The organism is Cobetia sp. PS-4MA (genome assembly GCF_057670765.1).
Map to the genome: position 1 here is coordinate 2,870,608 of NZ_CM173107.1, position 14,026 is coordinate 2,884,633.

A 14,026-nucleotide genomic window follows, 5' to 3' on the forward strand; every position below is an offset into this window, starting at 1 on the left:
CGCCTCGGCGTTGCGCCCGCCCGCTCAGCTGGCTAGGATGGCTCTTTTGACAGGCAGCGCCAATCGGGCGCCGTGATCGTCGGCGACTTCCTTCCCTCCGACGCATGGCGCCCTTTTCGATGGTGCTGCCCGAGACCCTGACAGGAGCCCGCTCGATGGCCACCCGGCACTTTCTGACTCTGCTTGACCTTTCTCCGGAAGAACTCGATTACCTGATTCAGCGCGCCATCACCATCAAGGATGGCTTGAAGAAGGAAGGTCCGGTCTACACGCCGTTCGCCAACCGTACCCTGGCGATGATCTTCGAGAAGTCCTCCACGCGCACCCGTGTGTCCTTCGAGACGGCGATGGCCCAGTTCGGCGGCCATGCCCTGTTCCTGTCGCCGCGCGATACCCAGCTGGGCCGTGGCGAGCCGATCGGTGACACCGCGCGCGTGCTCTCCGAGATGGTGGATGGCGTGATGATCCGCACCTTCGCGCACTCCGATATCGAAGCCTTCGCCGATGCCTCCAGCGTGCCGGTCATCAATGCACTCACCGATGACTACCACCCGTGCCAGCTGCTGGCTGACGTGATGACCTGGACCGAGTGCCGTGGCTCCGTGAAGGGCAAGACAGCGGTCTGGATCGGCGATGGCAACAACATGTGCCATTCCTGGATCAACGCCGCACGCCAGTTCGACTTCATCCTGCGCATCTGCTGCCCGGAAGGCTACGAGCCGGACAGCGAGATCGTCGCGGCAGCCGGTCAGCGCGTCAGCATCCACCGCGACCCGCAGGAAGCCGTCCAGGGCGCGGATCTGGTGACCACCGATGTCTGGGCCTCCATGGGCCAGGAAGAGGAGCAGCTCAAGCGCGAAGCCGACTTCGCCGGCTACCAGGTCGATGAAGCCATGCTCGACAAGGCCGCCGATGACGTCATCTTCCTGCACTGCCTGCCGGCACACCGCGGCGAAGAGATCAGCATGGGGCTGCTGGATGACCCGCGCGCCGTCGTCTGGCAGGAAGCCGGCAACCGTCTGCACGCCCAGAAGGCATTGCTCGAATTCCTGATGCTGGGTCGTCAGGACTGAATCAGTCCTGCCTGTCGCCGCCTGCATCCATGCCGGCGGCGACATCGTATGCACAGACAGGCGGGCGCGTGAGCTCAGCGCCCGCCCCTGATGCCCTCGCCGGCTGTTCCACTCGCTGCCCTTCTCGTTTTCTGGACCGACCCGCCATCATGCAACCGCTCCTGCAGATTGATTCTCTGGAATGTCGCTACGACACCACCGTGGTGACCCGTGACATCAATTTCTCTCTCAACAAGGGGGATATCGCCTGCCTGCTCGGCCCGTCCGGCTGCGGCAAGACGACCCTGCTGCGCGCGATCGCCGGCTTTGAACCGGTGGCGGTCGGTGAGATTCGCCTCGAGGGAGAAGTGCTCTCCAGCGCCACCCAGCTGACGGCGCCGGAAGAGCGACACGTCGGCATGGTCTTTCAGGATTACGCCCTGTTTCCGCACCTGAGCGTGGCGGACAACGTGGGGTTTGGCGTACGCCGCATGCCGAAGGCCGAGCGCAATGCCAAGGTAGCGGAACTGCTGACGCTGGTCGGTCTGGGGCATCTGGGCGAGCGTTTTCCGCATGAACTCTCGGGCGGACAGCAGCAGCGCGTGGCCCTGGCACGCGCGCTGGCGCCGGAGCCACGCATCCTGCTGCTCGACGAGCCGTTCTCGAATCTGGACGTGGAGCTGCGCCGTCAGCTGAGCCAGGAGGTGCGCCGGATTCTCAAGCACCTCGGCATCAGCGCGGTACTGGTCACCCATGATCAGAATGAAGCCTTCGCGATGGCGGACCAGATCGGCGTCATCCATGCCGGGCACCTGCAGCAATGGGATACGCCGTTCAATCTGTATCACGAGCCGGCCACGCGCTTCGTCGCCAACTTCATCGGTCAGGGCTACTTCATCCCCGGCACGCTGGCGGACAACGAAAGCGTCTCCACCGAACTCGGGGTGATTCGCGGCAACCGTGCCTATCCGTATGCACCCGGCACGCCGGTGGACGTGCTGCTGCGCCCGGATGACCTGGTATTGGCCGAAGGAGATTCGGAAGCCACCGACCTCAAGGCGCGTGTGCTCAGCGCGACCTTCGCCGGTACCAGCACCCTCTACCGGCTGGCGCTGCCTTCCGGGCGGGAAGTCGAGGCGGCCTTCAACAGCCATCACGACTATCAGCCCGGCGAGCAGGTCATGCTGCGTATCCAGGCCGATCATCTGATCCTCTTCGAGCGTGTCGAGGAGAGTGAAGCGGTGCTCTAGCGCCCCACGCGCAGGATGATCACCAGCCATGAAAAAACGGCCTCCTTTCGGATGGCCGTTTTTTCATGTCCCGCTCGTGGCGTATCGCTATTTGAACTGACTCCATTGCTTGGGAGACTGCCCGTACAGACGCTTGAATTCGCGACTGAATTGCGAGGAGCTGACATAACCCACGGCCATGGCCGCCTCGCTGACGGTCTTGCCAGTGGCGATCTGCATGGCGGCAGTATTGAGGCGCATGGACTTCACGAACTGGATCGGCGACATCGTGGTCGCCTGCTTGAACTTGCGGTGGAAGACGGCGCGACTCATGCCGACCCGCCCGGCCATGTCGTCAATGCTGACCGGCTCATCCAGGCGGCTGGAGAGGTAATCGATTACCCGCGCGATCTCATTGCCCACGCCGAAGGCGCGCCGCGCCGACTCCCCCGCCTCGCCCTTCAGGACGGCGTAGTAAAGCTCCCGCAGCCGCCCTTCTCCCAATATCGCCGCATCGCTAGGGCTCTGTACCACCTGCAGCAGTCGCAACAAGGCATCGCTGAAGGCGGCGTCCCAATGCGCCAGGGCAAGCCCCGGCGGCAGCGGACCCCTGCCCGGCTTGTGCACAAGCCCCGCGGCGCTTTCCATCTCGATGGCAAGCTCCGTCATCACCCGCGTGTCCAGCGAGAGGTAGACGCCCAATAGCGGTGTCTCTGGCGACGCCATGGGGGCGCCCGCCTCGACCGGCATCGAGATGGGACAGCACAGATACTGGCGGCTGTCATAGACATGCCGTTCGCCGTCCAGTATCGCCTCCTTGGCACCGCTGACGATCACCACCACGGCGGGCTCATAGATGGCCGGCGCGCAGCGCACGGGCTCCGTCATGCGAAAGAGCTGCACGCCCTTCACTGCGGTCTCTCGAATACCTTCCTCGTGGGCGAGGCTCTCCACGAGTCGTGTGATCTCTTGTCTGCTCATGTCGCCAATCTAGCGCCAAGCCTGCCTCTCATCAATCCATTGAGATGATCAGGCAATTATTTTCAGACATTTCAGCCAATCACGAGCCTGGGTGAGATTTCTTACCCATCTCCCTCAGCATTGGCAGGCCCGGGCACTGGCAACTATAGGGATGAAATTGACAGGGACGAGCGGAAAGCCAAGCACAAAAAAACGGCCACCCCGAAGGATGACCGCTTTTTCAAGAATTCTGGTGGAGCCTAGCGGGATCGAACCGCTGACCTCAACACTGCCAGTGTTGCGCTCTCCCAGCTGAGCTAAGGCCCCACTGCGCGCTAAAGGTTGCGCGCCATACTTCGCAGAGTTGACCCTGCATGCCGGTATGCTGGCATCTCGTGACATGGTGGAGCCTAGCGGGATCGAACCGCTGACCTCAACACTGCCAGTGTTGCGCTCTCCCAGCTGAGCTAAGGCCCCGTGCTCACGATGCAGCGAATACTACAGACCACATTACAAGCCGTCAACCCCTTATTTTTGCAGCGATTTCCCGCGTTCACCGTCACGAAGCACGCTGATGAAGGGTGGTCATCTTGCATGCGACGCACGGGATGACAGTGGCATCGACAAGCCCATGGCCAATGGGTACATTGAAAGCCATACTAACTAACACGCCTGATGACATCTTTACTGGAGCCGCCTTGATCAAGGTTCTTGTCGCTGATGACCACCACCTGGTGCGTACCAGCATCGTCCGTACCATTGAGCTAGAGGATGGGCTCAAGGTGATTGCAGAAGCCTCGGATGGCGAAACCGCGATCAAACTCTGCCGTGAGCACAGTCCGGATATCGTGCTGATGGACATTCGCATGCCCGGCGTCGATGGACTTGAAGCCACGCGCAAGATCGTTCGCAGCCTGCCGGAAGTTCGCGTGATCGTCCTGACCGCCTATCTCGAGGAATCCTTCGCCAAACGCCTGCTGGAAGCAGGGGCCTTCGGTTTCATCTCCAAGGGCACGCCCTTCGATGAAATGATTCGCGCCATTCGCCGAGTCGCCGGTGGCGAACGCTACCTGACCCCGGAGATCGCGCAACGCCTGGTGTTCTCGGGCATGGACACCGGATGCAGCAATCCCTTCGAGCAACTCTCGACCCGCGAGATGCAGGTGGCGCTGATGATCGTCAACTGTCATCGCGTCAACGAGATCTCCGACCGCCTTCACCTGAGCCCCAAGACCGTCAATACCTATCGCTATCGCATCTTCGAGAAGCTGGGCGTGACCAGTGACGTCGAGATGACGCATCTGGCCATGCGCCATCAATTGCTCGACGACTATGCTCTCGAGGCTCGGCCGCTGTCGGATTGAGCCACGCAGGCGACAGCGAAGTGATTCGCTGACGGGAAAGCCCACGGCCCGATGACACCATCCCTCAGGGGAGGCATCATCGGGCCGTGGGCTTTTTTCTTATCGTCTTGCTGGCCTTTCCTTCTCTCCACTGACATCTCTCCACTGACATCTCTCCACTGGCATCGCTCGCCTGGCATCTCTCGATGGGCATGGCGGCGCCCGACATCGCCGGGCATCCCACCCCGCCGCGTCTCCTGCCCCCTTGCTGCGCGGGACACCCGCCCCAATCTGATCTGTTTGCCTGCCGATGCGCATTGCCCCTGAAGACAGCCACGGCACCTGAAGATGGACATGCAGCTCCCTTGATCGGGCCTTCGGCTTGTTTGATAGACTGGCGACATCTCCGAACGAGGAACCCCATGGCCAAGCAGCATCCCGATTCCACGCCACCGGAATCCGCCAACGAGTCCAACGCGAACCGCGAGCGCAGTGACGCCGCTCGGGTGTCCAGTCGTCTGATCACCAGCGATGCCTCCGCCCCGGCGGCCGAGGCGAATGACTTCGATCCGCGCCACTTCCTCAAGCATGTCAGTGATGCGCCCGGTATCTATCGCATGCTGGATACCGCCGGCGAGGTGCTCTATGTCGGCAAGGCAAAGCGCTTGAAGGCACGCCTCTCCAGCTATTTCCGCAATACCGGTCTGAATGCCAAGACCCAGGCACTGGTCGGGCGCATCGCGGATGTCCAGGTCACCATCACCCGCAGCGAAACGGAAGCGCTGCTGCTTGAGCAGACCCTGATCAAGGAGCTGCGCCCGCCGTACAACATCCTGCTGCGCGACGACAAGTCCTACCCTTACGTCTTCATCAGCCAGCATCACGACTATCCGGCGCTGGAGTTCAAGCGCGTGCGCCACAAGCGCAACGATGGCCGGTATTTCGGCCCCTATCCCAGCAGCGTGGCAGTGCGGGAATCGCTGACGTTGATGCAGAAGATCTTCCGGCTGCGCAATTGCGAGGATTCGGTATTCGCGCATCGTGAGCGTCCGTGCCTGCAATATCAGATCAACCGCTGCACTGCGCCGTGCGTCGATTACATCAGCAAGCAGGATTATCGTCGCGACATGGAACACGCGGTGATGTGCCTGAACGGCCAGAGCGATCAGGTCACCGATGAGCTGAGTCGGGCGATGGAAGATGCCGCCATGCGCCTGGAATTCGAGGAAGCGGCTCGCCTGCGTGATCAGGTCGCCCAGCTGCGCCGCATGCAGGAGAAGCAATACGTCGATACCGGTACCGGCAACGCGGACATTCTGGCACTGGCCGAGCGCCCGGGTGGACTGTGCATCAGCGTGGTCTCGGTCCGTCAGGGGCGCATGCTCGGCGCGCGCCACTTCTCGCCCGGCAATGGTCTGGACCTGACCAGCAGCGAGCTGCTGACCGGCTTCGTCAGCCAGTACTACCTCGGCCAGGACAGGGAGATGCCCGATGAGGTGCTGACCTCGCTGGCCCTCGAAGACGCCAATCTGCTGGAAGGCGCCTTGAGCGAGAAGGCCGAACGCCGGGTACGGGTCGCGCATCAGGTGCGTGGCCATCGCGCCCAGTGGCTGACACTGGCGCAGACCAACGCCGAGCAACATCTGGCCACCCAGCTGGCCAGCCGCCAGCAGCTGTCCAACCGATTCCTGTCGCTGCGCGACGCGCTGGGACTCGATGAGGTGCCCAAGCGCCTGGAATGCTTCGACATCTCCCACAGTCATGGCGAGGCGACCGTGGCCAGCTGCGTGGTCTTCGATCATGACGGGCCGATCAAGTCGGATTACCGGCGCTTCAATATCGAAGGCGTGACGGCCGGCGATGACTACGCCGCCATGCAACAGGCACTGACGCGGCGCTTCAAGCGCCTGCAGGAAGGCGAAGGCAAACGCCCGGATATCCTGCTGGTCGATGGCGGCAAGGGGCAGCTCAACATGGCGCGCGGGGTGTTCGAGTCACTCGGGGTGACCGATATCATCCTGCTCGGGGTCGCCAAGGGCACCACGCGCAAGGCAGGGCTCGAGACGCTGTTCATCGAGACGGTGCATGACACCCTGGACCTCGACAGCCACTCGCCGGCGTTGCACTTGATCCAGCATGTCCGCGATGAATCGCACCGCTTCGCCATCGCCGGCCACCGCGCCAAGCGTGACAAGGCGCGCCGCACCTCGAGCCTCGAGGGCATCGCGGGGGTCGGGCCCAAGCGCCGCCGGGAACTGCTCAAGTTCTTCGGGGGACTCCAGGGGGTCAAGCAGGCCTCCAAGCCGGAACTGGCGCGGGTGCCCGGCATCAGCGAATCCCTTGCCGAGGTGATCCATCAGGCACTGCACGGCTGACCGATCATGCAGCAGGGGATACATCGACACCCCACGCCGACCTCTGTCACCCTCAGCCTGCCGCACAGGCAGGGGTAACGGAAGTCGGCTTGAATATCCTGCGGTTTGGCATGGCTGAATACCTCACCGGCAGGCTAGAATAGACGACTTGTGCGGCGCTAGCGGAGCGATCTGCCCTTTCGGGGCGTCGCCCTTGATTTCGCCCAGCCACCCGACGCTTCATGCAAGGACTCGTGCCGTCACGATGAGCATTCCCAATATCCTGACTCTGATCCGCATCCTGTTCATTCCGCTGCTGGTGGTGTGCTTCTATCTGCCATATGACTGGAGCCTGCCCGTCACCGCCCTGCTGTTCGCCCTGGCGGCAGTGACCGACTGGTTCGATGGCTATCTCGCGCGACGCTGGAATCAGACGACGCCCTTCGGCGCCTTCCTGGACCCGGTGGCTGACAAGCTGATGGTCGCCGTGGCATTGGGACTGTTGATCGAACGCTACGACAGCCTGTGGATGACGATTCCCAGCTTGATCATCATCGGTCGCGAGATCGTCATCTCCGCACTGCGCGAATGGATGGCCGAGATCGGCAAGCGCGGCAGCGTGGCAGTCTCATGGGTCGGCAAGCTGAAGACCGCTGCCCAGATGCTCGCCCTGTTCATGCTGCTGTACTTCTCCCCAGGCAGTCTCGGGGGCGATGCCGGCCTCGGCCTGCTGTATATCTCCGCTGCCCTGACGTTGTGGTCGATGATCAGTTACCTGCGTGCGGCATGGCCAGAACTGATACGTTCCGTCTGACACGTGGCACATGTTCAGCATGACGAATGCTCAGCACGACGAAAGTTCAGTACGACACGGGCCCAGCAAGTTGCCCGACTGGCAGAGGCCAGTTCTCGAGACGCCCACCCGCCCTTTCGGCAGGTGGGCGTCGTCGTTTCCGGCCACCAGGTCTGCGAGACATTTTTTCATTAACTGTTTGACAGCATGGGAATTATCCGTATAATTCGACCTCGAGTTCAGCGGGAATAGCTCAGTGGTAGAGCACAACCTTGCCAAGGTTGGGGTCGCGAGTTCGAATCTCGTTTCCCGCTCCAATGAAACAGGTGGCCTTGACGGCACTTCGACATTGACTCAATTCTCTTGTGCAATGCGCAGAGAAACCTCGGATCAGACATCAGTTTCGACTGACATCTCGATCATTGAGGCTGGATGGCAGAGTGGTCATGCAGCGGACTGCAACTCCGTGTACGCCGGTTCGATTCCGACTCCAGCCTCCATTTCAGAACGCCTGACATCCCCTGTCCTGCACTGAAATGGACAAGACACCTTACCTCCTGGTCGTCTTGCTTTTCTACTTTATCCATCTCGTTTCATCTGTTGAATCACTGACACTCCCTGTCGGTCTTCTCTGATTTTCGCCTTCAGTACCTGCATCATTTCCCGCTGGTCTTTTCATCCCTCATCCTTGCCTGAGCCCCTGTCGCACACGTCTTGCGCAGAGGATTCATTGCGCCTGTCCGCTCTGATGCCCGAACGCGCGTCATGTGCACCACTGCCCTCAGTGATGAGGCAAAGGGATTGCAGAACAAACAGTTAACCCTCGTATGTCACGCATTAAAGTTGACCTTGTTCTGAAATATGCTAAGTTATGCGCCAGTCTGCGCGGCCATGGTGGAATCGGTAGACACCGGAGACTTAAAATCTCCTGCCTTCGGGCGTGCCGGTTCGAGTCCGGCTGGCCGTACCATCGCTTCAGGCAGCACCACGCCAAGCAGGACAGACTCAAGCAGCATTCAAGAGCGTCGCCATGTCATGTTCATCATGTCCGGGCGGCGCTTTTTCATGCCTGTCGTCCAGAAACCTCGCCAGATGCCACCCCCTGCTGAGCTGCCATTACCTGCTCGATACTCACCGCCAGGTGCCCTGTGCGATTGAATTGGCTTCTCTGCTCCCCAAGGTCTATTTCCTCTGAGCCCACGTGAGTGTGCATTATCTCATTGCCGCCCCACCTCATTGCCGCCCACCTCATTGACGCCTCATGAAATGGCCGAAGGAACTCCCCATGTCCGACGATTCGCCCCACCGCCCTGCCGCCCAGTTCATCGCTTCCCGTGATGTGGCACAGGAAATCTGTCGAGAAGCCTGCGAACACATTCATACCCTGTCAGCCCCCCGCATTCTGGTACTGGCCATGCTGGGCGGCGCCTTCATCACCATGGGGGCGCTGTTTTCCATCCTGCTGTCGACCGGGGTCGAGACACATGGCTTGCAGCTGCTGCTTCAGGGGGTCGGGTTCTCGGTCGGCTTCTTCCTCGTCATCCTGACCGGCGCCGCCCTCTTTACCGAGGCCAATGTCATTCTGCCGGTCAGTGCGCTCAACTGCTCCCGCAGTGACATGCTGCGGCGCGGCCTGAAGTTCTGGGTACTGGCCTGGATAGGCAATCTGCTCGGCACGATGCTGACAGGCTGGGTGATCTCGGTGGCACAGGTCTACTCCCCCCAGCACTATCAGCTGCTGGCCGAACTGGTGGCGAAGAAGATGCACTATCAACAGACAGGAGGTGCCGAAGGCTGGTTCTCGCTGGTGCTGTCGGGAATGCTGGGCAACTGGATGGTCGGGATGGCGGCATTTCTCGCCATGATGGGCAGGACCATCATCGACAAGTTCGTGCCCATCGTGCTGGCCGTCAGTCTGTTCGTGGCAGGCAACTTCCAGCACAGCCCGGCCAACATGGCCTATTTCTCGATGATCATGCCGACGGGAGAAGGCCCCGGCTGGTGGGACGCCATGCGCTGGAACATCCTGCCGGCAGGCATCGGCAACCTGCTGGGCGGCAGCCTGCTGGTCGCGCTGCCATTGTGGTACGGACTGCGTCCGAAACGGTGTGAGTGACAGGCCGGGGTACGCCGTCATGGCGCTCTCCCCGTGATGCTGGCGCGCAGATGCGCCTGCTGCGATGGCTACATGCGACTACACTGAAATGTGTCACATCGCTGTCAGAGTGGCTGTGTGACCCACTCCCCCACCACGCTCACGTGCAGGAGCCCAACATGCTGACATTGCTCAAGAGTCCCGCTGATCACGTCGTCGCCCTGCGGCTGGAAGGCAGCATCGATCAGGCGTCGCTCGCTCCCGTGATCCGCGAATGTGATGAGCGCCTCGCGCGCCATGAGCGCATCTCGTTGCTGGTGGAAATCGAGCGCTTCGGGCTGATCACGCCGGCAGCGCTGCTCAACGATATCGGCTACGCCCTGCGTCATCTTGGCGACTTCGAACGCGAGGCCATCATCAGCAAGGCCGAGTGGTTGCGTCACGTCACCGAATTCAGCAAGCATCTGGTGCGCTCCATCGAAGTCCGCCACTTCTCGCCTGCCGAGCGAGAAGCCGCCTATGCCTGGGTGGCCGAGTCACCCCGTGGCAGCACTCCGAGCACCGATCCGCACGCCTCGGCAGAAGCCCGCCATCAGCACGACGAGGCCTGACAGCCTCCAGTCCGCACCTTGCTCCCTCGCCCCTGCGGCTTTCAGGGCAAGGTGCGGGTCAGCACCAGTCCCGCCAGCAGCATCACTCCCATCGCCATGGCCCACAGCGTCATTGCGCGCTCCACGGCGGGACGCTCAGGCACACGCAGCAGCTGGTACACGGTGATCAACGGCAGCATGTAGCGCGTCTCGATCAGCTCCCGCGTGCAGATCATCAGCGCGAGCATCACCAGCAGCAGCCCACCATGCCCCAGTCTCAACGGTGCTCTCAGCCACCAGAAGGCCACGCTGGTGGACATCAGCAGGGTGATCCAGCGCGCGACCGGGTGCTCGTTCCACCACATCAGCCAGACATTGCGAATCGTCCAGCGCTGGAAGTTGTAGTCATGGGTCAGCTCGAAGCTCATTGCCAGCACCAGCCACAGGCCGACCGCCAGCAGCAGCAACGGCATTCCTCGCCGCCATCCCTCCCGCGAACATGCACGCTTCATCCCCTGCCATTGACGCGGCAGGTCCGAAAGCCACAGCGGCAGGAACACCATGCCGATCACCGCCAGGTAATAGCCGAGATTGCCGGTGTGCCAACCGGCCTGATGGCGCGTGGTGTCTCCCATGGCGATGCCGCCATTCCAGAGAAGGAAGCCGAGAAAGGCGACCACCGGTAGCCCGAGCACCCACCACCAGTTGATGAACAGTGTCCACCAGGTGGAGAGCCGAGAGAGCGGCGCGCGCAAGGGAGTCGCCAGTCCTGCCATCCGCGCCTCGCTCACGGCCTTGTGATGGGTCAGACACAGCAGCAGGCCGCCCCACAACCCCAGCAGCACGATGCTGTCCTGACGCAACCCCAATCCCGCCATGATCAATACCAGCAGCAGCAGACGCTGTTCTCGCACCAGTGCGACGAGCTGCAACGCGACCAGCGCGATGATCCAGGGGTCGGTATACACCAGCGCCAGATAGGGAAAGATGATCGGCAGCCACAGCCACTGCCAGCACTGACGGCTGGCCTGGTGACGAGCGTCGTGCGCCTCCAGCGAAGGAGCGAGACGCCGGTAGCCCTGCGGCAATGCCCGCCAGAGGAGGAACGCCATGACGCTGAAGCCCACCAGCGAAAGACCGCGCACCCAGTCCACCGACGGCATCTGTGGCCAGCGTCCCGTCATGGTGGCTGTCGCCAGCGGCAGATTCAGCCAGTCCCCGAGCGTCTGGAGCGTCATCAGTACCAGCGCCATGCTGGCGTGATAGAGCGTCAGCGTGGTCAGCTTGGGATGCTGATGCCAGTCGCCCTCCAGAAACTGGCGGATCTGCGCGAAATGGACTCCCTCATCGACGAAGGGAATCGGCAGATGGTGGCTCACCAGCCACAGGGATAGCCCCAGACATGACACCAGCACCATCAGCACCAGAGCGGTCCGCCACCGCGGGTGTCGTCTGACGGGCGCGCATCCTGCGTGATGATCCTGTGACGCCATGTCCACCTCTCCTTGTGCGACCCTCCCCGTCACCTGACGAGGCAGTCTTCGTCCTGCAGTGCCCTCATGCCTCTGACCCAGGACGCCCTGCGCCCTGCACCAGTATCGGCAGGCCGGCGCACTTTTTTCCAGTCTGTCGCAGCACTTTGCCCCACAAAGCCTCGCGGCAGTACAATGCCCCCAGTCTGCTTCGCTGATACGCCCGCCGTTGGCGTGCCGAAGTCCTGCCTGTTCTTGCTTCGCGATTGCGAAGCGTACCGATCAAAGCGACAAGTCGAGGGATCGCTGAGCCCATGCGTGCCAGTCAACTGCTGATTTCCACTCTCAAGGAAACCCCGTCCGATGCTGAAGTCATAAGCCACCAGCTGATGCTGCGTGCCGGCTTCATTCGTCGCCTGACCTCCGGGCTCTACACCTGGATGCCGCTGGGTCTGCGCACCATGCGCAAGGTCGAGCGCATCGTCCGTGAAGAGATGGACCGCGCCGGCGGCCAGGAAGTGCTGATGCCCGCCGTGCAACCTGCCGAGCTCTGGCAGGAATCCGGTCGCTGGGAACAGTACGGCCCGGAGCTGCTGCGTGTCGTTGATCGTCATCAGCGCGACTACTGCGTCGGCCCGACCCACGAGGAAGTCATCACCGACCTCGCGCGTCGCGAGCTGAACAGCTACAAGCAGCTGCCGGCCAACTTCTATCAGATCCAGACCAAGTTCCGTGACGAGATTCGTCCGCGCTTCGGTGTGATGCGCTCCCGTGAGTTCATCATGAAGGATGCCTATTCCTTCCACCTGAGCGAAGACTCGCTCAAGGACACCTATCAGGTGATGTACGACACCTACGTGCGCATCTTCACGCGCCTGGGTCTCGACTTCCGCCCCGTCATTGCCGACAACGGCTCCATCGGTGGTACCGGCTCCCACGAATTCCACGTGCTGGCCGATTCCGGAGAAGACGCCATCGCCTTCTCTACCGGCTCCGACTTCGCTGCCAACATCGAGAAGTGCGAGGCTCTGCCCGCACCGCTGGGCGAGACGCCGCAACGCGCCGCACCGACTCAGGACATGCAGCTGGTCGATACGCCGAATGCCAAGACCATCGCCGCCCTCGTCGAGCAGCATGGCCTGGCCATCGAGAAGACCGTCAAGACGCTGATCGTCAAGGCGGCCGAAGGTGTCGAGGGAGGGCTGGTCGCGCTGATGGTACGCGGTGATCACGAGCTCAACGAGATCAAGGCCGAACACCTGCCACAGGTCGCCGTGCCGCTGACCATGGCCAGCGACGAGGAAGTGCGTGCCGCCGTCGGCGCCGGCTTCGGCTCGCTGGGTCCGGTGGGGCTCGAGATGCCGATCATCATCGATCGCAGCGTCGCTCTGATGAGCGACTTCGGTGCCGGTGCCAACATCGAAGGCAAGCACCACTTCGGCCTCAACTGGGAGCGCGACCTGCCGCTGCCGGAAGTCGCTGATATCCGCAATGTCGTCGCGGGTGACCCGTCACCGGACGGTCACGGCGTGATCGACATCGCGCGCGGTATCGAGGTGGGTCATATCTTCCAGCTGGGCACCAAGTACTCCGATGCCATGAACGCCACCGTGCTCGACGAGAACGGCAAGGCCAAGCCGCTGTGGATGGGCTGCTACGGCATCGGCGTGACCCGCGTGGTGGCCGCGGCCATCGAACAGGGCAACGACAAGGGCGGCATCGTGCTGCCGGAAGCCATCGCGCCCTTCCAGATCGCCATCGTGCCGATGAATGCCCACAAGTCCGTGCGCGTCAGCGAGACCTCCGAGCGCGTCTATCAGGCGCTGACCGCCGCAGGCTACGATGTCCTGCTGGATGATCGTGACCTGCGTCCGGGCAACAAGTTCGCCGATGGCGAACTGCTGGGCATTCCGCATCGTCTGGTGATCGGTGATCGCGGTCTCGACAACGGCGAGTATGAGTACAAGGGCCGCACGGACGCGGACGCGACCATGGTCCCCGTCGACAACCTGATGGACTTCCTGGCCGAGCGCAGCGGCAAGTAAGCCTCAGGCGCCGCCCAGGGTGCTTCCTTGACGCGAAGCACGACAGCCCGCCTCCCTCTCGGGGGGGGCGGGCTGTCGTCGTTTCAGGCGGCT

The 14,026-nt window shown here is 62.2% G+C and carries 10 protein-coding genes and 5 tRNA genes; 11 read left to right on the forward strand and 4 right to left on the reverse strand.

Annotation, left to right across the window (positions count from 1 at the left end; genetic code table 11):
- Positions 1-155 precede the first annotated feature (155 nt).
- Together argF and AC26AR_RS12220 are read left to right on the forward strand one after the other, a co-directional pair.
- Positions 156-1,073 carry an ornithine carbamoyltransferase gene (gene argF / locus AC26AR_RS12215; protein WP_077374935.1) on the forward strand — a complete coding sequence of 306 codons (918 nt, stop codon included), beginning with the start codon at positions 156-158 and terminating at the stop codon, positions 1,071-1,073.
- Between the two features lie 149 nt (positions 1,074-1,222).
- The gene (locus AC26AR_RS12220) at positions 1,223-2,302 is read left to right on the forward strand and encodes an ABC transporter ATP-binding protein (protein ID WP_488107122.1); all 1,080 of its coding nucleotides are present in this window, start codon (positions 1,223-1,225) and stop codon (positions 2,300-2,302) included.
- An 87-nt stretch (positions 2,303-2,389) separates the two neighbouring features.
- On the opposite strand, the gene AC26AR_RS12225 is transcribed toward AC26AR_RS12220, so the two are convergent.
- The 3 genes from AC26AR_RS12225 to AC26AR_RS12235 all read right to left on the reverse strand — a co-directional run bounded on the left by AC26AR_RS12225 (position 2,390) and on the right by AC26AR_RS12235 (position 3,718).
- On the reverse strand, positions 2,390-3,262 hold the full coding sequence (locus AC26AR_RS12225) for an AraC family transcriptional regulator (protein ID WP_279874533.1): 873 nt from the start codon (positions 3,260-3,262) through the stop codon (positions 2,390-2,392).
- A gap of 230 nt (positions 3,263-3,492) precedes the next feature.
- A tRNA-Ala gene (locus AC26AR_RS12230) sits at positions 3,493-3,568 on the reverse strand.
- 74 nt (positions 3,569-3,642) lie between these two features.
- Positions 3,643-3,718 (reverse strand) — tRNA-Ala (locus AC26AR_RS12235).
- Positions 3,719-3,939: 221 nt separating this feature from the next.
- On the opposite strand from AC26AR_RS12235, the gene uvrY reads away from it, so the two are divergent.
- The 8 genes from uvrY (at position 3,940) to AC26AR_RS12275 (ending at position 10,437) form a co-directional block, all read left to right on the forward strand.
- Positions 3,940-4,605, forward strand: a complete 666-nt coding sequence (gene uvrY / locus AC26AR_RS12240; RefSeq protein WP_077374938.1) for a UvrY/SirA/GacA family response regulator transcription factor — start codon at positions 3,940-3,942, stop codon at positions 4,603-4,605.
- 401 nt (positions 4,606-5,006) lie between these two features.
- Positions 5,007-6,959, forward strand: a complete 1,953-nt coding sequence (gene uvrC / locus AC26AR_RS12245; RefSeq protein ID WP_488107123.1) for an excinuclease ABC subunit UvrC — start codon at positions 5,007-5,009, stop codon at positions 6,957-6,959.
- Between the two features lie 244 nt (positions 6,960-7,203).
- A complete protein-coding gene (gene pgsA / locus AC26AR_RS12250) occupies positions 7,204-7,752 on the forward strand; it encodes a CDP-diacylglycerol--glycerol-3-phosphate 3-phosphatidyltransferase (RefSeq protein ID WP_077374945.1) in 549 nt (182 codons plus the stop codon).
- Positions 7,753-7,973: 221 nt separating this feature from the next.
- A tRNA-Gly gene (locus AC26AR_RS12255) sits at positions 7,974-8,048 on the forward strand.
- A gap of 109 nt (positions 8,049-8,157) precedes the next feature.
- Positions 8,158-8,231, forward strand: a tRNA-Cys gene (locus AC26AR_RS12260).
- 385 nt (positions 8,232-8,616) lie between these two features.
- A tRNA-Leu gene (locus tag AC26AR_RS12265) sits at positions 8,617-8,701 on the forward strand.
- A gap of 315 nt (positions 8,702-9,016) precedes the next feature.
- Positions 9,017-9,847 carry a formate/nitrite transporter family protein gene (locus AC26AR_RS12270; RefSeq protein WP_488107124.1) on the forward strand — a complete coding sequence of 277 codons (831 nt, stop codon included), beginning with the start codon at positions 9,017-9,019 and terminating at the stop codon, positions 9,845-9,847.
- 158 nt (positions 9,848-10,005) lie between these two features.
- A complete protein-coding gene (locus AC26AR_RS12275; RefSeq protein WP_167592971.1) occupies positions 10,006-10,437 on the forward strand; it encodes a SpoIIAA family protein in 432 nt (143 codons plus the stop codon).
- Positions 10,438-10,478: 41 nt separating this feature from the next.
- Here AC26AR_RS12275 and AC26AR_RS12280 read toward each other — a convergent pair whose 3' ends face one another.
- Positions 10,479-11,909: a Dol-P-Glc:Glc(2)Man(9)GlcNAc(2)-PP-Dol alpha-1,2-glucosyltransferase gene (locus AC26AR_RS12280; RefSeq protein ID WP_488107125.1), complete on the reverse strand. Its 1,431-nt coding sequence runs from the start codon at positions 11,907-11,909 to the stop codon at positions 10,479-10,481.
- A gap of 293 nt (positions 11,910-12,202) precedes the next feature.
- On the opposite strand from AC26AR_RS12280, the gene AC26AR_RS12285 reads away from it, so the two are divergent.
- Positions 12,203-13,933, forward strand: coding sequence for a proline--tRNA ligase (locus AC26AR_RS12285; protein WP_271302192.1), 1,731 nt, complete (start codon positions 12,203-12,205; stop codon positions 13,931-13,933).
- Positions 13,934-14,026 lie beyond the last annotated feature (93 nt).

Coding starts and splice junctions, on each gene's coding strand:
- AC26AR_RS12220 (WP_488107122.1), top strand. CDS start 1,223: ATGCAACCGCTCCTGCAGATTGATTCTCTGGAATGTCGCTACGACACC.
- AC26AR_RS12225 (WP_279874533.1), bottom strand. CDS start 3,262: ATGAGCAGACAAGAGATCACACGACTCGTGGAGAGCCTCGCCCACGAG.
- argF (WP_077374935.1), top strand. CDS start 156: ATGGCCACCCGGCACTTTCTGACTCTGCTTGACCTTTCTCCGGAAGAA.
- AC26AR_RS12280 (WP_488107125.1), bottom strand. CDS start 11,909: ATGGCGTCACAGGATCATCACGCAGGATGCGCGCCCGTCAGACGACAC.
- AC26AR_RS12275 (WP_167592971.1), top strand. CDS start 10,006: ATGCTGACATTGCTCAAGAGTCCCGCTGATCACGTCGTCGCCCTGCGG.
- AC26AR_RS12270 (WP_488107124.1), top strand. CDS start 9,017: ATGTCCGACGATTCGCCCCACCGCCCTGCCGCCCAGTTCATCGCTTCC.
- uvrC (WP_488107123.1), top strand. CDS start 5,007: ATGGCCAAGCAGCATCCCGATTCCACGCCACCGGAATCCGCCAACGAG.
- AC26AR_RS12285 (WP_271302192.1), top strand. CDS start 12,203: ATGCGTGCCAGTCAACTGCTGATTTCCACTCTCAAGGAAACCCCGTCC.
- pgsA (WP_077374945.1), top strand. CDS start 7,204: ATGAGCATTCCCAATATCCTGACTCTGATCCGCATCCTGTTCATTCCG.